This window comes from Serratia sp. EC4 (assembly GCF_059652115.1).
Genome location: NZ_JBNIDE010000002.1, coordinates 94366 through 114947 on the forward strand (window position 1 = coordinate 94366; position 20582 = coordinate 114947).

The following is a 20582-nucleotide window of genomic DNA, read 5'->3' on the forward strand; positions in this document are numbered from 1 at the left end:
GCATGTCGGTTTCGCCGCTGCCTTTCGCCGCGCCCGGCGCCGCCATGCCCTGGCGCCGTTGTCTGGTGTTGGTGCTGGCGCTGCATCTGCTGGTTGCCGCGCTGCTTTGGCCCAGGAGAGACAAGGCCGAGCCGCCGTGGGTGCCGCCGCCGGCGGTGATGGTGCTGATGGCCGCCGCGCCGCAGGCCCCGGCCGAGGCGAAACAGCCGCCGGGACAAAGGACGCCGCCGCCTCAAGCTGAACCGTCGGCGCCGCCGGAGCCGTTGCCGCTGGTGAAAGCGCCTGACGCCGCGCAGCCGAACATCGCCGTGCCGCCGAAACAGAAAAAACCACCTAAGCCGGTGAAGAAAAACAACCTGCCCCGCACGCCGCCGCAGGAGAGAATCATCGCGCCGCCGAAGGTTCAGGAGCAAAGCGTCGGCGCGCCGCCGCCGGGCCGCGCGGATAAAACGGCCGCGCCGCAAACCCGCCTGACACCCTATGCTCAGGCGGGAGAGGACAACTGGCGCAGTCGCATCAGCGGCCGCCTGAATCGCTTTAAGCGTTACCCCAAAGACGCACTGCGGCTGAAGCGCCAGGGCGTCGGGCAGGTGCGTTTCACGTTGGACAGACAGGGCCACGTGCTGGCGGTGACGCTGGTCAGCAGCGCCGGGCTGCCGTCGCTGGATCGTGAAATCCAGGCGCTGGTCAAACGCGCGTCGCCGCTGCCCACGCCGCCGGCGGACGCCTACGTCAACGGCACGGTGGAATTGACGTTGCCGATCGATTTCAGTTTGCGCGGCGCGGGTTTTTGACGCGGTTGTTTCATGGCGATGGCCTGAGCGTGGCGCACGGAAACCTTTGCCTCTGCGCCGCGATCGCATTTCGCGCGAAAAACCAGTGACAGATCAACCGCAATCCCCCAATATGGATTTTCCATCAAGATGATTACGCGGGTGCCAGTCTATGCTGAAAGTGAATGAGTATTTTGCCGGAAAAGTGAAGTCTATCGGTTTTGACAGTAGCAGCATCGGTCTTACCAGCGTGGGCGTGATGGAAGAGGGCGAATACACCTTCTCCACCGCGCAGCCGGAAGAAATGACGGTGATCACCGGGGCGCTGAAAGTGCTGCTGCCGGGGGCGCCGGACTGGCAGGTGTTTACGCCGGGCGAGAAGTTCTTCGTGCCGGGGCACAGCGAGTTCAACCTGCAGGTGGCCGACGCCACCGCCTATCTGTGCCGCTACCTGAGCAAATAAACGTTGCTCGTTAGGGGAACGCAGGGCTCAGCGAAGGCTGGGCCCTGGTCGTTTCTGAGGCGGGATTAACGCTGGGCTTCGCCGCCGAGCGCTTCGATGGTGTTTTTGATCAACGCCGCCAGCTCGCTGGTCATCAGGATAAAGTCGGCGTCAAAGCGCTGGGCGAAGTCATCGCGATCGATATCGTCGTTCTGCTCGCGCAGCGTGTCGGCGAACTTCAGGCGCTTGAGCGAGCCGTCGTCCGACAGCATCAGCTGGATGCGCTCCTGCCAGTCCACCGCCAGCTTGGTCACCAGCTTGCCGGCTTCGATGTGCACCGCGATTTCGTCGCTGATCAGATTCTGCTTCTTGCAGCGGATCACGCCGCCTTCTTCCAGAATCGCTTTCAGTTCCGCTTCATCCTGAATGGCGAAGCCGGCCGGCATCTCGCCGGAACGCACCCATTCGGTCAGCGTCAGTTCGATCGGGCTTTCCATGGTCAGCGGCACTACCGGCAGCGAGCCGAGGCTTTTGCGCAGCAGCGCCAGCGTGTCTTCGGCGCGTTTGGCGCTGGCGGCGTCGACCATGATCAGATCGTTGACGGTGTCGATCCACATGAAGGTCTGGTTGAAGCGGCTGAACGCGCGCGGCAGCAGGCTGTGCAGCACTTCATCTTTCAGCGCGTCCTTCTCGGTTTTCTTCAGTTTGCGGTGTTGCTCCGCCTCCAGGCGCTCAATCTTGGCCTGCAGCTCTTGCTTGATCACCGGCGACGGCAGGATTTTCTCTTCCTTGCGCGCGCAGATGACGATCTGGCCGTTGACCGCGTGCGTCAGCGCATCGCTGTGCGAGCCCATCGGGGAGACCCAGCCGGTCTTCGCCATGTCCTGGCTGCCGCACGGCGTAAAGGCGAACGCGCTGAGTTGTTTTTCCATTTCATCCGCGTTTAACGCCACTTCGCGGCTCAAACGGTAAACCATCAAATTCTTAAACCACAGCATAATGTTATCCCTGGCTGGGCGTGCGTTCGGCACGCTGATTCGTCAAAAGCAGGGCGGCATGATAACGAATTGACGCTGAAAAATCGCCCCATTCTCTCCGAATTGCGTCGCTTTGCGCACCGGGGAAGGACGGGACGGAGAATGGGAAACAGGTGATTCATTCGCGCGCTTACATTAGGCTGTGACAACGCTGCGTGGCATCGAGGAGAAAAAATACGTGCGCATTGGCATCGACTTGGGTGGAACAAAAATTGAAGTGATCGCGTTGGCGAATGACGGGCGGGAGCTGTTTCGCCATCGCATCGCCACGCCGCGCCATGACTACCGGCAAACCCTGGCGGCGATCGCCGGACTGGTGAAACTGGCGGAGGATCATACCGGCGAACGAGGATCGGTCGGGATCGGCATTCCCGGCACGCTGTCGCCGTTTACCGGGCGGGTGAAGAACGCCAACTCGGTGTGGCTCAACGGCCAGCCGCTGGATAAGGATCTGTCGGCGCTGCTGGCGCGCGAGGTGCGCATCGCCAACGACGCCAACTGCCTGGCGGTGTCGGAAGCCACCGATGGCGCCGGCGCCGGCGCGAAAACCGTGTTTGCGGTCATCATCGGCACCGGCTGCGGCGCCGGCGTGGCGCTGAACGGCCAGGCGCATTCCGGCGGCAACGGCATTGCCGGCGAATGGGGCCACAACCCGCTGCCGTGGCAGGATGACGATGAGCTGCGTTACGCCCGCGAAGTGCCGTGCTACTGCGGCAAACCGGGCTGCATCGAAACCTTTATTTCCGGCACCGGTTTCGCCACCGACTATGCGCGCCTGAGCGGCAACGCGCTGCAAGGGCATGAGATCATGGCGCTGAGCGAGCGGGGCGATGCGCTGGCGGAGCAGGCGATCGTACGTTACGAAATGCGATTGGCGAAATCGCTGGCGCACGTGATCAACATGCTGGATCCGGACGTGGTGGTGCTCGGCGGCGGCATGAGCAACGTGGATCGCCTGTACCGCACGGTGCCGCAGCGAGTGAAAGACTGGGTGTTCGGCGGCGAGTGTGAAACGCCGATCCGCAAGGCGGTTCACGGCGACTCCAGCGGCGTGCGCGGCGCGGCCTGGCTGTGGCCGCAACAGCAGCGCTAAGCGTTGCAACAAAGCGCGAGGCTGCTCGCGCTTTAAACCCTTCACTGTACAAAAACTGGACGGCGCTTTATGCTTTAGCTAACTTAGCTAAGGAGGACGCGTATGCCGATTCAGGCCAATATGCACGAAGCCAAATCCAATCTGAGTCAGTTGGCGGACAGAGCCGCGGAGGGAGAAACCGTGATTATTGCAAAAGCAGGGAAGCCGTACGTACAGCTGGTCGCCATCAAGGGGGGAGCGCGCCGCCCTGGCGCCGCCAAGGGCAAGTTCACCGTGCCGGCGGATTTCAACGCGGGGGATGCGGCCATTGCGGCGTTGTTTGAGGGCGATGAATGAAGCGCCTGTTGCTGGATACCCACGCGTTGCTGTGGTGGTTGATTGATGACGCCTGCCTGGGCGCGAACGCCAAAAGGCAGATCGCCGATCCGGGCAATGCGGTGTACGTCAGCGCGGCCAGCATTTGGGAGATCTCGATCAAGCAGACGCAGGGCAAACTGGCGCTGCCGGAAGACATCTTTGCGATCATCGAGGCCGAGGATTTTCTGTCGTTGCCGATGGACGCCTTTCACTGCCAACAGGCCGGGCAGCTGCCGCCCTATCATCAGGATCCTTTCGATCGCATGCTGATCGCACAGGCGCAGGCCGAGGGGCTGACGCTGATCTCCGCCGACGCGGTGTTTCCGCAGTACGGCGTGCGGGTGGCGGACGCCCGCCGTTAAGCCGGCTTTTCCTCGCTTTCGCTGCGCACCCGTTCGATATGAATGGTCAGAAACATCATCTCTTCCGTGGTGAGCTGATGCTGATAGTGCTTTTCGATGTGGCGGTTGATCTTGCCGGCGCAGGCGAAAGACTCGCGGTATTTCTCTTTCACCACCTGATACAGCGAGTCGTCGTCGCTGTCGACGTAGTTTTTCCCCAGCAGGCGCTGGGCGAAGAACTTCAAATGGGTGACGAAGCGGTGGTAGCTCAGGGATTCCTCGTTGTAATCAAAGCGGAAATGGTATTTGACCAGGTTGAGGATCTCTTGCATCACGCGGGTGATGTGCAGCGTGTTATGCATCTCGTCGTTAAGCTGAGCGTTGACCAGGTGCAGGGCGATAAATCCGGCTTCGTCTTCCGGCAGCGCGGTATCCAGCCGCTGGGCGATCAGGGCCAGCGCCTCCAGCCCAACGGCGAACTCGGCCGGGTAGAGCTTTTTAATCTCCCACAGCAGCGCATTTTTGATATCCAGCCCTTGCGCATGGCGCTGCAGGGCGAAGTGGATGTGATCGGTCAGCGTGATGTAGACGATGTTATGCAACTTGCCCGGCAGGCGTTCGCGGGCGAGGGTGATGATCCTGTCGGCGGTGGTGACGCAGGCCAATGGGATCTCTGCGAGCAGCTCTTTATAGCGCTCGGCGATTTCACCGCCGTTATGGGTGAACACCTTTTCGATCAGGCTTTCGTCCAGCGTATCGCCGGGCTTCTTTTTAAAGCCGATTCCTTTTCCCATTACCACCGTCTCTTCCTGACGGTCGTCCAGCGTAATCACCACGTTATTATTGAGTATTTTAGCGATTTTCATGGTTTTTCCCGGTGTTTCAGCATCCTGAAAACGAAAAAACCTGACGCCCGGAAGCGATCCCGGGCGTCAGGTTTTGCCTGTATTTTATGTTTCTGTCCTGCGGCCTGAGCGGCGAAGGGGATACAGTAACAATCCTGTTATGCCTGCATAATAACCCGTGCTTGCCGCGGCTCAACGCTTTTCACTGCGGAGTGCCGCCGCGGTCACACTTCTGCGCCGCGCGCGGCGGGATCATTCCAGCCTGAAGTGCGCCTCCAACCGGCTGACGCCGAGCCCGTTGACCTTTTTCACTTTGATCTGCACCGGAATACGCTCTTTCATCGCCTCGACGTGACTGATCACGCCAATGGTTTTGCCGGAGGCGTTCAGACTGTCCAGCGCGTCCAGCGCGGTATCGAGGGTTTCGGCATCCAGCGTGCCGAAACCTTCGTCGAGGAACAGCGAGTCGATGCTGGTTTTGTGGCTGACCAAATCGGACAACGCCAGCGCCAGCGCCAGGCTGACCAGGAAGCTCTCGCCGCCGGACAGGGTGCGGGTATCGCGCAGCGCGTCGGCCTGCCAGGTGTCCACCACCTGCAGCTCCAGCGCGTCGCTGGTCTTGCGCTGCAGCAGGTAGCGCCCGTGCAGCCGGCCGAGTTGAAGGTTGGCCAGATACACCAGATGATCGAGCGTCAGCCCCTGAGCGAAGCGGCGGAATTTGTCGCCCTCTTTTGAGCCGATCAGCTGGTTGAGGCAGCTCCAGTCGTCGTAGTCTTGCTGGCTGCGGGCGATCTGCTCGAACAGCGCCTGTTGATTGAGACGGCGTTCGGCGTCGCTTTCCAGCTGGTTGCGCAGTTCGCCCTGGCGCAGCTGCAGCGCCTTCAACTGCTGTGCCAGTTCGGCCAGCGATTGGGTGAGCGCATCGAGATCCGCGTTGGCTTCATCCACCCCTTCAGGGCGGTTTTGCCGGTGCTGCTCCAGCGTTTGCGTCGCCTGCGTCAGCAGGGCGGCGGCCTCCACCTGCCGCTGTTGCAGCTGTTCTTTGCGCTGTTGCAATTCGCGGCGCAGGACATCGTCCAGCAGCGCGGCGGTGAAGGCGGTTTCATCGGCGAATTCGCTGTCGGCCAGCGCCTGCTGCCACTGCTGCTGCGCCTGCTGCAGCCGCTCCTGCATCTGAGTGTGTTGATGTTGCAGCCCGGCCTGCTGGCCGGCCAGGCGTTCGCGCAGTTCCTGCGCCTTTTGCCACTGCTCGGCGGCCTGAACGCTGGCCTGTTCGCAGGCGGTTTGTTTGGCGCGCAGCTGTTCGCGCACCTCGGCGACCTGCTGTTCGCCGAACAGCGCCAGCCGCTGCGCGCGTCGTTCGGCAAGGGTCTTCTCGCCTTCTTGCCAGCGTTGATGCAGCTCTTGCTGCTGTTGCTGGCTGTCGGCGTGGGCTTTCTGCAGCAGCGTAAAGCGTTCTTCGAGCAACGCCAGCTGTTGCTGCGTCTGCTGCTGCTGCGTTTGCAGAGCGATGAGCGCATCCTTCGCCTGCTGTACCGCCTGCGCCGCCTGTTCATGCTGTTGCAGCGCGTGTTGCCCGCGCCGTTCTTCGTCGTCGCAGCCGTTCAGCCAGGCGCTGAGTTGCTCGCCATCCGCCAGCGTAAAGTCGAACGCCAACGGCGCGCTGAGCTGCTGCCACTGTTGCTGTTGGCCGGCCAGCTGTTGTTCATCCTGCGCGATGGTTTGCTGCTGACGCTGCAATTGCTGTTGCAGGTTGTCGTAACGGGCTCGCAGCTCGACGCCTTGTTTTTGCAATGCTTCGGTCTGGGCTTTCATTTGCTCCAGACGTTGCGCGGTTTCTGACAGTTTTACCTCTTGGTATTGTTCTACCGCCGGGTGCTCGCATGAGCCGCACAGCGGGCAGGGGGCGCCGGGTTGCAAACGGGCGCGCTCGGCCTCCAGACCCACGATCCGTTGTTCCAGCGCATAGGTTTTTTCAACATCGGCCTGGTGGGCTTTCTGCTGCTTAAATTGCTGACGGATGAGTTCTAGCTGTGGCTCCAACTGGGTCAGTTCATGTTGACCGATGTTTAGCTCTTGCCGCTGCTGTTCCAGCCGTTTAACGATTTGCTGCGACAAAGAAGATAGAGTAAACAGCTGCTGGCGCGTTGGGCGCAGATCCGCCAGGGCGCTCAGGCGCTGGCGCAGCGGGGCCAGCGGCGTTTGCGCCTCCAGCGCCTGTTGCTGTTGCTGTTGAGCGGCCAGCGCTTCGGTCAGCGCATTCAACTGCTGCTGAAACTGTGCGGCCTGCGTCGTCAGCTGGCTGCGCTGAGTGGTGAGCTGCTCCAGCGCGGTCTGCTGCTGGGCGCATTGCTGCGCGGCGGCATCGCCGGCCTGTCGCCGCTCGGCCTGTGTCGACTGCAGTTGGGCTATTTGATGGTCGAGCGGGGCCACCTGGTCATCGATCAACTGTTGCTGTTGCCGCATATGCTCGGCATGGGCTTGCTGCGCCAGACGGTTTTTTTCCACCGCCTGCTGCAGCGGCGCCAGCTGCGCCGAGTGCTGTTCCTGTTGTTGCGTCAGCTGGGCTGCCTGCTGTTGTATCGTCTGCAGTTCGGCGCGGCAACGGTCGCGTTCGCCGCGCAGCGGCCGCAATTTCTCGGCCGGCTCGCTGCGCGCCAGCCGCTGCAGCTGCGGGGCGGCCTCCGCCTGCTCGCGCTGGGCGGTGTCCAGCCGCAATTGCCCCTCGCTTTGCTGTTGCCGGAGGCGTTGCCATTGCTGCAGCCAGCTCAGCGCCTGTTGCTGCCGCTGGGTTTGCTCGCCGAGGGCGATTTCCTGCGCGCTCAGCGCCGTCAGCTGTTCGGTCAGAGACTGGCGCTGCTCGTCGTTCAGCAGTTCGATGCCGCTGGCGCGTTGATGCAACGCATCCAGGTCGGTTTTGGCCTGCTTGTGCGACTCGAACACCTGTTCGGACAACCGCCCGTAGATTTCGGTGCCGGTCAGCTCTTCCAGCAGTTCGGCGCGATCGTTGGCGTCGGCGTTGAGGAACGCGGCGAACTGCCCCTGAGACAGCATCATCGATTTGGTGAAGCGGCCAAAGTCCAGCCCGGTGATGGCGGCGGTAAGCTCCAGCTTGTCGCGCACCTTGTCCGCCAGGATCTTGCCGTCCTCGCGGCGCGCCAGTTCGACCTTCGGCGCCTGCAGATTGCCGTCCGGCGCGTTTTTGGCGCGGCGCTGGCTCCAGAAGGCGCGATAGCCGACGCCCTTGACCTCGAATTCGACCTCCGCCAGCGATTCGGCGGTGTGGCGGGTCATCAGTTCATTCTGGCTCGGCGTGACGTTGAGGCGCGGCGTTTGGTGGTACAGCGCCAGGCAGATGGCGTCCAGCAGGGTGGTTTTGCCCGCGCCGGTCGGGCCGGTAATGGCGAACAGGCCGTTGCTGGCGAACGGCTCGGCGGTGAAGTCAATTTTCCATTCGCCCTGCAGCGAGTTGAGGTTTTTTAACCGCAGGCTGAGGATCTTCATGGGTTGTTCTCCTCGGCGTTCTGCTGCACCGCCTCGACCACCTGGCGGAACAGTTGGTGCATCCGCCGTTGGCGCGCTTCGGGCATGTCGGCCTCCTGTGTCAGACGCCGTTCGAACACCTCGTTGACGCTCAGCTCGTTCAGCGTTTCTTTATCCTGCTGCGCGATCGCCTGGCGGCGCTGCTCTTTACTGCGCCGCAGCAGCACCACTTCCACCGGCAGCTCATCCGCCATCAGCTGGATGCGGCGCTGGATGTCGCTGAGGTAGTCCTGCGTCGCCACTTCGATATCCAGCCACACCGGCAGCTCGCCGGCATAGTCGGCAAATTGCCGCAGCTGCCGTTCGATCTCGGCCAGATCGCCTTTGATCAGTTGCATGGGCTGAAACTGCGGGATCGTTAACGCGTCTACCCGCTGCAAAGCGCCGTCGGCGAAATCGACCAGGAAGACGCTTTTGGCTTTGCCCAGCTCATCGAAACTGAGCGGGATCGGTGAGCCGCTATAGCGAATATGCTCCGATTTGGCGACGTTCTGCGCGCGGTGAATGTGGCCGAGCGCGATATAGTCGGCGGGCGGGAAGGCCTGCGCCGGGAAGGCGTCGAGGGTGCCGATATAGATGTCGCGCACCGAGTCGGAGGTGGTGACGCCGACGGTGGTCAGGTGGCCGGTGGCGACGATCGGCAGCGGTAGGCCCAGCTGGTCGCGGCGCTCGCAGGCCGCCTGATACAGCGCTTGGTAATGTTCGGCGATGGCTTCCTGCAGCGCCTGCTGTTTCTGCGCGCCGGATTCGCCGGCGCGGCTGGTGAGCAGGTCGCGCGGCCGCAGGAACGGGATGGCGCACAGCACCGCGCCCGGCTGGCCGTCGCGTTGGTTAAGCACCACGATCTGCTGTTCCGGGGCGCCCTGCGCGCTGGCGATCACCGTGGTGTTCAGGCAGGAGAGCAGTTCACGCGATTCGTTCAGCGTTGCGACCGAATCGTGGTTGCCGCCCAGCACCACCAACTGGCAGCCGGTGCGCTGCAGTTCCACCACGAAGCGGTTGTACAGCTCGCGGGCATAGCTGGGCGGCGAGCCGGTATCGAACAGATCCCCGGCGACGATCAGCGCATCCACCTGCTGCTGTTCGATCTGTTCGATCAGCCAGTTCAGAAAAGCCTGGTGCTCGGCGGCGCGGCTTTTGGTGAAAAAGTACTGGCCAAGGTGCCAGTCAGAGGTGTGGATCAGGCGCATGACACTCCCGGATGTGAAGATAATGGCGATGATTATAAAGGCCGCGGCGGCGGCTGTCCCGGCGCAATGATGATGACAACCGGATGATTTTTCTTTACTGCGGGAAATAATCGCTATGCTTACTGCCTATAACAGCCGGTTTTTTTCATAAAAGTGTCACAAAACTGACGCATAATGGCGCCCGAAAAGTCGCTAACACATTGGCAGGATTGACGATGGCAAGACGCATACTGGTGGTGGAAGACGAAGCGCCGATCCGTGAGATGGTGTGCTTTGTGTTGGAACAGAATGGTTACCAACCGTTGGAAGCCGAGGATTATGACAGCGCCGTGACGCGTCTGTCTGAGCCGTTCCCTGATTTGGTGTTGCTTGACTGGATGTTGCCCGGCGGTTCCGGCATTCAGTTTATCAAACATATGAAGCGCGAAGCGCTGACCCGCGATATCCCGGTGATGATGCTGACCGCGCGCGGCGAAGAAGAAGACCGGGTGCGCGGCCTGGAAGTGGGGGCGGATGATTACATCACCAAGCCGTTCTCGCCCAAGGAGCTGGTGGCGCGCATCAAAGCGGTCATGCGCCGCATTTCGCCGATGGCGGTGGAAGAAGTGATTGAAATGCAAGGGCTGAGTCTGGATCCGTCCTCCCATCGCGTAATGGCGAACGATCAGGCGCTGGACATGGGGCCGACAGAGTTCAAGCTGCTGCACTTCTTTATGACCCACCCGGAGCGGGTTTATAGCCGCGAGCAGTTGCTTAATCACGTCTGGGGCACTAACGTTTATGTGGAAGACCGTACCGTTGACGTGCATATCCGTCGGCTCCGCAAGGCGTTAGAAACCAGTGGGCATGATAAAATGGTTCAAACCGTTCGGGGCACCGGCTACCGGTTCTCAACGCGCTACTGATCGCGCCGCGCTGGAGAATATGCCGTGTTAGAACGTCTGTCGTGGAAGAGGCTGGCTCTGGAGCTGGCTCTTTTCTGTCTGCCCGCCTTACTGCTGGGGCTGATTTTCGGTTATCTGCCCTGGTTCCTGCTGGCCTCCGCGCTGGCTGCGCTGGTATGGAATTTCTACAACCAGCTCAAACTCTCCCATTGGCTGTGGATCGACCGCAGCATGACGCCGCCGCCCGGCCGCTGGAGCTGGGAGCCGCTGTTCTATGGCCTGTATCAGATGCAGCAGCGCAACCGCCGCCGCCGGCGCGAGCTGGCGCTGCTGATCAAGCGCTTTCGCAGCGGGGCCGAATCGCTGCCTGACGCGGTGGTGATGACCACCGTCGAAGGCAATATCTTCTGGTGCAACGGGCTGGCGCAGCATCTGCTCGGCTTTCGCTGGCCGGAAGACAATGGCCAGCACATCCTTAACCTGCTGCGTTATCCGGAATTCAGCCACTATCTGCAACAGCAGGAGTTTTCGCGCCCGCTGACGCTGCAGCTGAACAACGAACACTACGTCGAATTCCGCGTGATGCCGTATTCTGAAGGGCAACTGCTGATGGTGGCGCGCGACGTCACCCAGATGCGCCAGTTGGAGGGCGCGCGGCGCAACTTCTTCGCCAACGTCAGTCATGAACTGCGCACGCCGCTGACGGTGCTGCAGGGCTATCTGGAGATGATGGGCGACGAAGAGCAGGATGGCTCGCTGCGCAGCAAGGCGCTTAGCACCATGCAAGAGCAGACCCGCCGGATGGACGGGCTGGTCAAGCAGCTGCTGACGCTGTCGCGCATCGAGGCGGCGCCCAATGTCGACATGAACGAGCGGGTGGATATTCCGCTGATGCTGCGGGTGTTGCAGCGCGAGGCGCAATCGCTGAGCGGCGGCAATCACGAGATCACCTTCCGGGTGAACGAACAGCTCAACGTGTTCGGCAATGAAGATCAGTTGCGCAGCGCGGTGTCTAACCTGGTGTACAACGCGGTCAACCACACGCCGAAGGGCACCCATATCGAAGTCAGCTGGCAGCAGACGGCGCACGGCGCGCAATTCCAGGTCAGCGACAACGGGCCGGGCATCGCCGCCGAGCATCTGCCGCGCCTGACAGAGCGTTTTTATCGCGTCGACAAGGCCCGTTCGCGCCAGACCGGCGGCAGCGGGCTGGGGCTGGCGATCGTCAAGCACGCGCTCAGCCATCACGACGCGCGGCTGGAGATCCTCAGCGAACCGGGGATCGGCACCCGCTTTATCTTTACCTTGCCCAATCGGTTGATTGTTCCCGCCGCTTTATCAGAGAATGCGGTGAAAAATTAACGCGAGACACCGGTATGACCCGAATTACCCGAGGGCTGTTGCTTTGCCTGGCGCTGCTGGCCGGACGCGGCGCGCTGGCGCAGCCTGACGGCATGTTGGCGGGCAACCTGTCCAGCGTCGGCTCCGACACGCTGGCGAATTTGATGGCGCTGTGGGCGCAGGATTTCAGCCAGCATTATCCCAACGTCAACCTGCAGATCCAGGCCGCCGGTTCGTCGACCGCGCCGACCGCGTTGGCGGCGGGCGCCGCGCAGCTGGGCCCGATGAGCCGGCCGATGAAGGCGGCCGAGGTTTCGGCGTTCGAACACCGTTACGGTTATGCGCCGCTGGCGGTGCCGGTAGCGGTGGATGCGCTGGTGGTGTTGGTGCATCAGGACAATCCGCTGCGCGGCCTTAACCTGCAGCAGCTCGATCGCATTTTCTCCGCCACCCGGCGCTGCGGTGAAAGCCAGCCGCTGACGCGCTGGGGCGAGCTGGGGCTGCGCGGCGACTGGGCGACACGCTCGCTGCAACGCTTCGGCCGCAACTCGGCGTCCGGCACCTACGGCTATTTCAAACTGCGCGCGCTGTGCGGCGGCGATTTCATGCCGCGCGTCAATGAGCTGCCTGGTTCGGCTTCGGTGGTGCAGGCGGTGGCCGGTTCGCTCAACGGCATCGGCTACGCCAGCATCGGTTTTCGCGCCAGCGGCGTGCGGCTGCTGCCGCTGGCGGAGTCGGGAGAAGACTATGTCGCGCCTACCGCCGCCAACGTGCGCAACGATCGCTACCCGCTGTCGCGCTATCTGTATATCTACATCAACAAAGCCCCCAATCAACCGCTGGAGCCGCTGACCGCCGCGTTCCTCGATCGCGTGCTGTCGACACCAGGGCAAAGCCTGGTCAACCACGACGGCTATCTGCCGCTGCCGCCGGCCGCCCTGCAGAAGACTCGTCAGGCGCTCGGGTTGCCACCGCTCGCGCCGGCCACGGCGCAATAAGCGACAAAAATCGGCGTAATTTTCGCCTTTTTTCACGGCAAAACGGAGCTTATACCACGCGAAAACCGGGCATTTATTGGCGTTTTCGCGCGGTAAAGCGATATATGCTTCACGTTTCGTGAATTCATTGTTCAAAAATGATACAAATCATGTAGTGTATATTTATTGATAGCCAATATGATCGACTGGTGGCTAAAGTTTATATGGTCGATAGCTCTGCTTTTCGCCGTGCGTCTTGCCTTGAAGCGCTATAAACGTTTACCTTAGCCTTCGTTGTCGGATTAAACCTCCATTTTTATAACTCCTAAAATTTTGCCCATCTTCATGAGCGGCCACTTTCGAATAGGGACATAAACGCCGGATCGACTGCGTTTAGGGTGCTTATTAGGCGCTGCGACGATCGGGCATGCCGGCAACCGGGTGGGGCGTTTCGCCACCACGCTATCGGACAATTTTTTTTCATTTGAACAGGCAACACGACATCGTATGAGTCATCGTTTAACGTCAAAAGATATCCTGGCACTGGGCTTCATGACCTTTGCCTTATTCGTTGGGGCCGGGAACATCATCTTCCCGCCGATGGTCGGCTTGCAGTCCGGTGAACACGTCTGGATCGCTGCGCTGGGCTTCCTGCTCACCGCCGTGGGCCTGCCGGTCATCACCGTCATCGCGCTGGCGCGCGTCGGCGGCGGCATCGACGCCCTCAGTTCGCCGATCGGCCGCGGCGCCGGCCTGCTGCTGGCGACCGTCTGCTACCTGGCCGTCGGCCCGCTGTTCGCCACGCCGCGCACCGCCACCGTGTCCTTTGAGGTGGGCATCGCCCCGCTGACCGGCGACGGCGCCATGCCGCTGTTCATCTACAGTCTGGTGTACTTCGCGCTGGTGATCGGCATCTCCCTGTATCCGGGCCGTCTGCTCGATACCGTCGGCCACGTGCTGGCGCCGCTGAAGATCGTCGCGCTGGCCGTACTGGGCATCGCCGCGCTGCTGTGGCCTGCCGGCGCGCCTATCCCGGCGACGGCGGCTTATCAGAGCGTGCCTTTCTCCTCCGGCTTCGTTAACGGCTATCTGACCATGGATACGCTGGGCGCGCTGGTATTCGGCATCGTTATCGTCAACGCGGCGCGCTCGCGCGGCGTGAAAGACGCCGGTCTGTTGACCCGTTACACCATTCTGGCCGGTTTGATCGCCGGCGTGGGCCTGACGCTGGTTTATCTGAGCCTGTTCAAGCTGGGCTCCGGCAGCGGCGCGCTGGTGCCTGACGCCACCAACGGCGCGGTGATCCTGCACGCTTACGTTCAGAACACCTTCGGCGGCCTCGGCAGCTTCTTCCTGGCGGCGCTGATCTTCATCGCCTGCATGGTGACCGCGGTGGGCCTGACCTGCGCCTGCGCCGAGTTCTTCGCGCAATACCTGCCGTTCTCTTACAAGACGCTGGTGTTTATCCTGGGCCTGTTCTCGATGGTGGTGTCCAACCTCGGCCTGAGCCACCTGATCCAGATCTCCATTCCGGTGCTGACCGCGATTTATCCGCCGTGCATCGTGCTGGTGGTGCTGAGCTTCACCCTGCGTTGGTGGCACAGCGCGCCGCGCATCATCGCGCCGGTGATGCTTGTCAGCCTGTTGTTTGGTATTCTTGACGCGGTGAAAGCGTCCAGCTTCCAGCAGCTGCTGCCGGCCTGGTCCACTCACCTGCCGCTGGCGGAGCAGGGGTTGGCATGGTTGCCGCCTTCGCTGCTGATGTTGGCGCTGGTCGCGATTTATGATCGGGTGTGCACGCGTTCCCAAGTGACCGCGCACTGATAATCCCCCGGCTAAATCCAGGGCCACGGACATGTCCGTGGCTTTTTTTCGTTTAAAACTATGGGTCATTTTCATGCAACAACAGTCACCCACCACTGCCCCCGACAATAAGCTGAAACGCGGCCTCAGCACGCGTCATATCCGCTTTATGGCGCTGGGATCGGCCATCGGCACCGGGTTGTTCTACGGCTCGGCGGACGCCATCAAAATGGCCGGCCCGAGCGTGCTGCTGGCTTACCTGATCGGCGGCATCGTGGCCTTTATCATCATGCGCGCACTGGGGGAGATGTCGGTCAACAACCCGCAGGCCAGCTCATTTTCCCGCTACGCGCAGGACTACCTCGGCCCGATGGCGGGTTACATCACCGGCTGGACTTACTGCTTTGAGATCCTGATCGTCGCCATCGCCGACGTGACCGCCTTCGGCATCTATATGGGGGTCTGGTTCCCGGAAGTGCCGCACTGGATCTGGGTGCTGAGCGTGGTGCTGATCATCGGCGCCATCAACCTGATGAGCGTCAAGGTATTCGGCGAGCTGGAGTTCTGGTTCTCGTTCTTCAAGGTCGCCACCATCATCATCATGATCGCGGCCGGCATCGGCATCATCATCTGGGGTATCGGCAACGGCGGGCAACCGACCGGCATTCATAACCTGTGGTCGAACGGCGGCTTCTTCAGCAACGGCGTTATCGGCATGATCCTGTCGCTGCAGCTGGTGATGTTCGCTTACGGCGGCATTGAAATCATCGGCATCACCGCCGGCGAAGCCAAAGATCCGAAAAAATCGATTCCCAAAGCCATCAACTCGGTGCCGTGGCGCATTCTGGTGTTCTACGTCGGCACGCTGTTTGTCATCATGTCGATCTACCCGTGGAACCAGGTGGGCACCAACGGCAGCCCGTTCGTGCTGACCTTCCAGCATATGGGCATCACCGTGGCGGCGGGCATCCTCAACTTCGTGGTGATCACCGCTTCGCTGTCGGCGATCAACAGCGACGTGTTCGGCGTCGGCCGCATGCTGCATGGCATGGCCGAGCAGGGGCACGCGCCGAAGATGTTCAGCAAGGTGTCGAAACGCGGCATTCCCTGGGTGACGGTGGTGGTGATGATGCTGGCGCTGCTGCTGGCTGTATACCTCAACTACATCATGCCGGAGAGCGTGTTCCTGGTGATCGCCTCCCTGGCGACCTTCGCCACCGTGTGGGTGTGGATCATGATCCTGTTCTCGCAAATCGCCTTCCGCCGCAGCCTGAGCAAAGAGCAGGTGAAGCAGCTGGCGTTCCCGCTGCGCGGCGGGGTGTTCACCTCGGTGGTGGCGATCGTGTTCCTGGTGTTCATCATCGGCCTGATCGGTTACTTCCCGACCACGCGCGTCTCGCTGTACGCCGGCCTGGTCTGGGTGGTGTTGCTGCTGGCGGGGTACTGGTTCAAGGTCAACCATCAGAAAAAACGCGCGCCGTTGGCGACGCAGCAAGACTAAATGGAAAAACACCGGCTGAGGCCGGTGTTTTTTTAGGGGCAGGCGTTAAGCGAAGTCCAGCTTGCGCAGTTTCGAAACGTCGATGGACTGCCTGGCCTGCCACAGATCGTAAGCATCTTGCATGCCCATCCAGACCTGTTCGGAACTGCCTATTACGATGGACAGGCGGATGGCCATTTCCGGCGAGATATCGGATTTTCCGCTGATCAGGCGTTGAACCGTAGACGGCGCGACGTCCAATGCTTTGGCCAGCGCGCGCGCTGAGATTCAGCGTTTCCATGGTTTCTTTGATCAATTCTCCAGGATGAGGAGGATTATGCATGCGGTTCATTAGTGATAGTCCTCATAATTCACGATATAAACATCACCCTCGACCAGTTCAAACGTGATACGCCAGTTGCTGGTTACGGTGACGGACCATTGCCCGCTGCAAGCGCCCGTTAGCGGGTGCAAGAAGAAGCCGGGCAGATCTACGTCATCAATCACTTTCGCCAGATCCAGCACGCTCAGCCGCAGCGCGATTTTCTTCGCCTGCTTGGCGTCGATACCTGCCGTTGAACCGGTTTCGAAAAACTTTTTGAGTCCCTTATGCTTGAAGCTTCTTATCCTGAAAGCTCCATGAGTGTTGCGCTATACGCATCATAGCCAGGTGTTGCGTGTGGCGGAACAAGATGGGGCGTTTTTTTAACCTGCTATGCCAAGAGTTTGTCTTCCGCTTCCTCCTCCCCGGCGGCGCGCGCTTCGATGCGCATGCCGCCGTCGTTCAGCCGTTCCTCCTCTTCCTCGCCGGCGCAGCGCGCCAGCACTTCGCGAATGTCCTGTAGATTGCTGCTGAGGGCGCTCAGCGAAGGTTGCAGATTGCGGGGCATGCGGCTTTCATCCAGCGACGCGCTGTGCAGGCAGCCGATAAACAGCAGGGTGGCCAGCAGGGTAAACAGCCGATGACGTATCCGTTTCAGCAAGGGCTTTCCCTCTCGGTGGTGAAGGTGATGGCGCATTAACGCCGTTTTCGCCGGGGAAAAGAAGGGGATGGAGATATCTGCTGGCAATTGAAAGAGAATAATTACCAGCAGACACAGTTACGTCAGCCGACGTCAGGAAGCGTTCGCGCTTTGTCGCAGCATGCCGCGCAGGTCATTGCCGGTTGGCGTCTGATGCACGCGCAGGCCGAACTCGTCGATCACCGCCAGGATATGATCGAAAATATCCGCCTGAATACTTTCGTACTCCGCCCAGACCGTGGTGTTGGTGAAGGCGTAGATTTCCAGCGGCAGGCCCTCCGGCGTCGGCGCCAGCTGGCGCACCATCAGCGTCATGTTCTGGTGAATGCGCGGATGAGCGCGTAGGTAGGCTTCCAGATAGGCGCGCAGCGTGCCGAGGTTGGTGAGGCGGCGGCCGTTGAGCGGCGAGGCCAGATCGACGGCGATTTCCTGGTTGTGCTGGCTCAGCTCCTGGGTCTTAACGTTCAGATAGCTGTGCAGCAGCGGGTTGCGCTGCAGGCGGCGCTGCTCTTCTTCCGACAGGAAGTGCACGCTGCCGGTGTCGATATTCAGGCTGCGCTTGATGCGGCGCCCGCCGGATTCCGACATCGACCGCCAGTTCTTGAATGAGTCGGAGATCAGCGCGTAGGTGGGGATGGTGGTGACGGTGTTGTCCCAGTTGCGCACTTTGACCGTGGTCAGGCCGATGTCGGTGACCGCGCCGTCGGCGCCGTATTTCGGCATTTCCAGCCAGTCGCCGATCTTCAGCATGTCGTTGGCGGAGAGCTGGATGCCGGCCACCAGCCCGAGGATCGGATCCTTGAACACCAACATCAAGACCGCGGTCATGGCGCCCAGACCGCTGAGCAGCAGCAGCGGCGATTTGCCCATCAGCAATGAGACGATCATGATGCCGATCAGGATCGCCGCCACCAGCTTCAGGCCCTGGAAAATGCCGCGCAGCGGCAGCTGATTGGAAATCGGGCTTTGGCGCAGCAGCGCCAGCAGCGTATCCAGCAGCGAGAACAGCGACAACAGGGTGAAGGCGAGGATCCACACCTGCGCGGCGGTGACGATCACCGCCTGAGTCTGGCTGCCGCTCTGCAGCCACAGCGTCGCCTGGATGCTGATGATCACCCCTTGCAGCAGCAGCGCCACGCGCTGGAACAGTTTGTATTGGGTGATGGCCTGTTGCCAGACGCGCTGCGACTGCTGGCCACGGCGCTGAAGGGCCGCCAACACCACCCGGTGCAGCACCAGGTGGATCGCGACCGAGATCAGAACAATCAACCCCAATACCATCAACAGCGACATCACTCCGCCGAATTCCAAACCAAACTGTTCCAGCCAGCGCGTTATCTGTTGTTGCATTACCGCTCCTTAAAAAATGCGCAAAAAATATCCTGTAAACTTAAAACGCGTTAGCCTAAGGGGTAACGTGCAGGATTTGTGCCTGTTTACCTTTTTTTACATCAAGTTAGCGTTATTTTTCAGTCTCCGCCCCCCGGCTCATCCCCGGGTTTTGCGGCCAGAGAGGAGGGGGAGTTGCACTTAACGTGGCATTGTTCGTTTTTTGAAGAACGCCGTCGATTTCGTTTGGTACAGCAGGAGAACAGTATGCTTAACGCCTGGCATCAACCGGTCCCGCCTTTTGTGGTGAAACAAGGGCAACGTTTGGATATCACGCTGTGGTTACAAGGGGATGAACTGCCGGAACGGGTATTTTTGCGCGCCGAACCGGACAACGAAGAGTGGCTGCTGACGATGAAAGCGCAGCGCCACGAGGGGATGCGGCGCTACCAGGCCAGCCTGACGCTGAATGAGGGCGAGCCGACGCGGCGTTACTGCTTCAAGCTGCTGTGGGCCGATCGCCAACAGTGGTTCGGCCCGCAGGGCTGGTCGCCAACGCCGCCGGGCCAGCTGGCGCAGTTCGCCGTCGACGAGCCCGACAACGGCCCCGCGTGGGTGGCGGATCAGCTGTTCTACCAGATTTTCCCCGATCGCTTCGCCAGCAGCGGCGGCGAGCACGGCATCCAGAGCGGCAGCTACCGCCATCACGCGGCCGGCGCCGAGGTGATTCGGCGCGACTGGCAGCACCCGTTGGAGGATCGCCACGCCGCCTCGACCTTTTACGGCGGCGATCTGGACGGCATTTGCGCCAAACTGCCGTATTTGCAGCAGCTGGGCGTGACGGCGCTGTATTTGAACCCGATTTTTACCGCGCCGAGCGTGCATAAGTACGATACCGAGGACTATTACCAGGTCGATCCGCACTTCGGCGGCAACGCGGCGCTGCAGCGTTTGCGAGTGAGCACTCACAAGGTGGGCATGAAACTGGTGCTGGACGGGGTCTTTAACCACACCGGCGACTCGCACCCGTGGTTCGACCGCCATCGTCAGGGCGAAAACGGCGCCTGTCACCATCCCGATTCACCGTATCGCGGCTGGTTCAACTTCTACCCGGACGGCCGCGCGCTCGACTGGAAGGGCAACGCCAGCCTGCCGAAGCTCAACTTCGCCGAGCCGCAGGTGGCGGAAGCGATTTATCAGGGGGAAGGCAGCGTGGTGCGTCACTGGCTGCGCCCGCCGTACAGCATCGACGGCTGGCGGCTGGACGTGGTGCATATGCTGGGGGAGAACGGCGGCGCCACCGGCAATCTGCGCCACCTGGCGGGCATCTATCAGGCGGTGAAGCAGGAGAATCCACAGGCCTATGTCTTGGGCGAGCACTTCGGCGACGCGCGCCGCTGGCTGCACGCCGGCGTGGAGGATGCGGCGATGAACTACATGGGGTTCGCGTTGCCGGTGCGGGCGTTTTTGGCGGGGCTGGACGTGGCCTACCACCCGGTGCGGCTGGACGCCGCCGGGTGCGCGCAGTGGATGGACGGCTACCGCGCGGGGCTGCCGCACGGCCGCCAGCTGATCCAGTTCAATCAGCTGGACAGCCACGATACCGCGCGTTTCCTCACGCTGTTGCAGGGGAACGCGGCGCGCATGCAGATGGCGGCGGTGTGGTTGCTGAGCTGGATCGGCGTGCCTTGTCTCTATTACGGCGATGAGATTGGCCTGGACGGCGGCAACGATCCGTTCTGCCGCAAGCCGTTCCCGTGGGACGTCGGTGACTGGGATCGGCCGCTGCTGGCGCTGTTCCAGCGCATGGCGGCGCTGCGTAAACAGAGCCTGGCGCTGCGTCGCGGCGGCTGTCAGGTGCTGTACGCCAGCGGAGAAACGCTGGTGTTCGTGCGTCTGTATCAGCAGGAGCAGGTGTTGGTGGCGCTGCAGCGCGACGGCAGCGGCCAGGCGCAGCTGCCGCACAACCCGCTGTTGGCCCGCGGCCCGTGGCGGCGTGTGGAAGGGCGGGGAGAGTTGAGCGAAACGGTCGGCGGGCTGCGCCTGCAGCTGGCGGAAGAGTCGGCCACCGTGTGGCGCTGCGAGGGCTAAAGGGAATGCGGGGGCAGAAACGCCCCCGCGGTTA

General features: G+C 61.5%; 18 protein-coding genes and 1 pseudogene. 11 read left to right on the forward strand and 8 right to left on the reverse strand.

The genetic code is table 11. From position 1 onward, the window contains the following. The first annotated feature begins 2 nt into the window (after positions 1 to 2). Positions 3 to 794, forward strand: a complete 792-nt coding sequence (locus ACP39K_RS07090; RefSeq protein WP_089184293.1) for an energy transducer TonB — start codon at positions 3 to 5, stop codon at positions 792 to 794. 151 nt (positions 795 to 945) lie between these two features. Beyond that, the gene (gene ppnP / locus ACP39K_RS07095; protein WP_004940463.1) at positions 946 to 1236 is read left to right on the forward strand and encodes a pyrimidine/purine nucleoside phosphorylase; all 291 of its coding nucleotides are present in this window, start codon (positions 946 to 948) and stop codon (positions 1234 to 1236) included. Positions 1237 to 1301: 65 nt separating this feature from the next. Here ppnP and rdgC read toward each other — a convergent pair whose 3' ends face one another. Then, positions 1302 to 2213, reverse strand: a complete 912-nt coding sequence (gene rdgC / locus ACP39K_RS07100) for a recombination-associated protein RdgC (RefSeq protein WP_004940461.1) — start codon at positions 2211 to 2213, stop codon at positions 1302 to 1304. 217 nt (positions 2214 to 2430) lie between these two features. On the opposite strand from rdgC, the gene mak reads away from it, so the two are divergent. From mak to ACP39K_RS07115, 3 genes are all read left to right on the forward strand, one after another. Then, a complete protein-coding gene (gene mak, locus ACP39K_RS07105) occupies positions 2431 to 3345 on the forward strand; it encodes a fructokinase (RefSeq protein ID WP_048796822.1) in 915 nt (304 codons plus the stop codon). A 102-nt stretch (positions 3346 to 3447) separates the two neighbouring features. Next, positions 3448 to 3681, forward strand: coding sequence for a type II toxin-antitoxin system Phd/YefM family antitoxin (locus ACP39K_RS07110; RefSeq protein ID WP_033641164.1), 234 nt, complete (start codon positions 3448 to 3450; stop codon positions 3679 to 3681). Further along, entirely contained in the window at positions 3678 to 4064 is a 387-nt protein-coding gene (locus ACP39K_RS07115) for a type II toxin-antitoxin system VapC family toxin (RefSeq protein ID WP_033641163.1), read from the forward strand. Before ACP39K_RS07110 ends, ACP39K_RS07115 begins: the two co-directional genes overlap by 4 nt. Here the strand turns inward: ACP39K_RS07115 and licT are convergent. From licT to sbcD, 3 genes are all read right to left on the reverse strand, one after another. After that, positions 4061 to 4909, reverse strand: a complete 849-nt coding sequence (licT, locus tag ACP39K_RS07120) for a BglG family transcription antiterminator LicT (RefSeq protein ID WP_033641162.1) — start codon at positions 4907 to 4909, stop codon at positions 4061 to 4063. The two genes, ACP39K_RS07115 and licT, sit on opposite strands and share 4 nt — an antisense overlap. Before the next feature lie 231 nt (positions 4910 to 5140). Continuing rightward, entirely contained in the window at positions 5141 to 8392 is a 3252-nt protein-coding gene (gene sbcC / locus ACP39K_RS07125) for an exonuclease subunit SbcC (protein ID WP_497008396.1), read from the reverse strand. Beyond that, the gene (gene sbcD, locus ACP39K_RS07130; RefSeq protein WP_048796796.1) at positions 8389 to 9621 is read right to left on the reverse strand and encodes an exonuclease subunit SbcD; all 1233 of its coding nucleotides are present in this window, start codon (positions 9619 to 9621) and stop codon (positions 8389 to 8391) included. Before sbcD ends, sbcC begins: the two co-directional genes overlap by 4 nt. A gap of 215 nt (positions 9622 to 9836) precedes the next feature. Here sbcD and phoB point away from each other — a divergent pair, with 215 nt between their 5' ends. The 5 genes from phoB (at position 9837) to proY (ending at position 16127) form a co-directional block, all read left to right on the forward strand. Continuing rightward, on the forward strand, positions 9837 to 10526 hold the full coding sequence (phoB, locus tag ACP39K_RS07135) for a phosphate response regulator transcription factor PhoB (protein ID WP_004940438.1): 690 nt from the start codon (positions 9837 to 9839) through the stop codon (positions 10524 to 10526). A 24-nt stretch (positions 10527 to 10550) separates the two neighbouring features. Beyond that, on the forward strand, positions 10551 to 11867 hold the full coding sequence (gene phoR / locus ACP39K_RS07140) for a phosphate regulon sensor histidine kinase PhoR (protein ID WP_004940434.1): 1317 nt from the start codon (positions 10551 to 10553) through the stop codon (positions 11865 to 11867). Positions 11868 to 11881: 14 nt separating this feature from the next. Next, positions 11882 to 12844, forward strand: coding sequence for a PstS family phosphate ABC transporter substrate-binding protein (locus tag ACP39K_RS07145; RefSeq protein ID WP_033641159.1), 963 nt, complete (start codon positions 11882 to 11884; stop codon positions 12842 to 12844). Positions 12845 to 13330: 486 nt separating this feature from the next. Further along, positions 13331 to 14647 (forward strand): branched-chain amino acid transport system II carrier protein, encoded by a 1317-nt coding sequence (gene brnQ, locus ACP39K_RS07150; RefSeq protein WP_016928887.1) that lies wholly within the window; start codon positions 13331 to 13333, stop codon positions 14645 to 14647. Between the two features lie 73 nt (positions 14648 to 14720). Continuing rightward, on the forward strand, positions 14721 to 16127 hold the full coding sequence (gene proY / locus ACP39K_RS07155) for a proline-specific permease ProY (RefSeq protein WP_097103129.1): 1407 nt from the start codon (positions 14721 to 14723) through the stop codon (positions 16125 to 16127). Positions 16128 to 16172: 45 nt separating this feature from the next. On the opposite strand, the pseudogene ACP39K_RS07160 reads toward proY, so the two are convergent. From ACP39K_RS07160 to ACP39K_RS07175, 4 genes and pseudogenes are all read right to left on the reverse strand, one after another. Beyond that, positions 16173 to 16458 (reverse strand): annotated as a pseudogene (locus ACP39K_RS07160) (HigA family addiction module antitoxin). Further along, entirely contained in the window at positions 16458 to 16733 is a 276-nt protein-coding gene (locus ACP39K_RS07165) for a type II toxin-antitoxin system RelE/ParE family toxin (RefSeq protein ID WP_147827522.1), read from the reverse strand. Before ACP39K_RS07165 ends, ACP39K_RS07160 begins: the two are co-directional and overlap by 1 nt. A gap of 86 nt (positions 16734 to 16819) precedes the next feature. After that, positions 16820 to 17089 carry a hypothetical protein gene (locus ACP39K_RS07170; protein WP_497008397.1) on the reverse strand — a complete coding sequence of 90 codons (270 nt, stop codon included), beginning with the start codon at positions 17087 to 17089 and terminating at the stop codon, positions 16820 to 16822. A 132-nt stretch (positions 17090 to 17221) separates the two neighbouring features. After that, a complete protein-coding gene (locus ACP39K_RS07175; RefSeq protein ID WP_016928882.1) occupies positions 17222 to 18478 on the reverse strand; it encodes a mechanosensitive ion channel family protein in 1257 nt (418 codons plus the stop codon). A 246-nt stretch (positions 18479 to 18724) separates the two neighbouring features. On the opposite strand from ACP39K_RS07175, the gene malZ reads away from it, so the two are divergent. Next, the gene (gene malZ / locus ACP39K_RS07180; protein ID WP_497008398.1) at positions 18725 to 20548 is read left to right on the forward strand and encodes a maltodextrin glucosidase; all 1824 of its coding nucleotides are present in this window, start codon (positions 18725 to 18727) and stop codon (positions 20546 to 20548) included. Positions 20549 to 20582 lie beyond the last annotated feature (34 nt).

What these genes read in the sequence shown, in the direction of transcription:
- phoB (WP_004940438.1), top strand. Translation starts at nt 9,837, where the DNA reads ATGGCAAGACGCATACTGGTGGTGGAAGACGAAGCGCCGATCCGTGAG.
- ACP39K_RS07175 (WP_016928882.1), bottom strand. Translation starts at nt 18,478, where the DNA reads ATGCAACAACAGATAACGCGCTGGCTGGAACAGTTTGGTTTGGAATTC.
- malZ (WP_497008398.1), top strand. Translation starts at nt 18,725, where the DNA reads ATGCTTAACGCCTGGCATCAACCGGTCCCGCCTTTTGTGGTGAAACAA.
- brnQ (WP_016928887.1), top strand. Translation starts at nt 13,331, where the DNA reads ATGAGTCATCGTTTAACGTCAAAAGATATCCTGGCACTGGGCTTCATG.
- sbcC (WP_497008396.1), bottom strand. Translation starts at nt 8,392, where the DNA reads ATGAAGATCCTCAGCCTGCGGTTAAAAAACCTCAACTCGCTGCAGGGC.
- ACP39K_RS07090 (WP_089184293.1), top strand. Translation starts at nt 3, where the DNA reads ATGTCGGTTTCGCCGCTGCCTTTCGCCGCGCCCGGCGCCGCCATGCCC.
- ACP39K_RS07115 (WP_033641163.1), top strand. Translation starts at nt 3,678, where the DNA reads ATGAAGCGCCTGTTGCTGGATACCCACGCGTTGCTGTGGTGGTTGATT.
- proY (WP_097103129.1), top strand. Translation starts at nt 14,721, where the DNA reads ATGCAACAACAGTCACCCACCACTGCCCCCGACAATAAGCTGAAACGC.
- sbcD (WP_048796796.1), bottom strand. Translation starts at nt 9,621, where the DNA reads ATGCGCCTGATCCACACCTCTGACTGGCACCTTGGCCAGTACTTTTTC.
- ppnP (WP_004940463.1), top strand. Translation starts at nt 946, where the DNA reads ATGCTGAAAGTGAATGAGTATTTTGCCGGAAAAGTGAAGTCTATCGGT.
- ACP39K_RS07145 (WP_033641159.1), top strand. Translation starts at nt 11,882, where the DNA reads ATGACCCGAATTACCCGAGGGCTGTTGCTTTGCCTGGCGCTGCTGGCC.
- licT (WP_033641162.1), bottom strand. Translation starts at nt 4,909, where the DNA reads ATGAAAATCGCTAAAATACTCAATAATAACGTGGTGATTACGCTGGAC.
- ACP39K_RS07110 (WP_033641164.1), top strand. Translation starts at nt 3,448, where the DNA reads ATGCCGATTCAGGCCAATATGCACGAAGCCAAATCCAATCTGAGTCAG.
- rdgC (WP_004940461.1), bottom strand. Translation starts at nt 2,213, where the DNA reads ATGCTGTGGTTTAAGAATTTGATGGTTTACCGTTTGAGCCGCGAAGTG.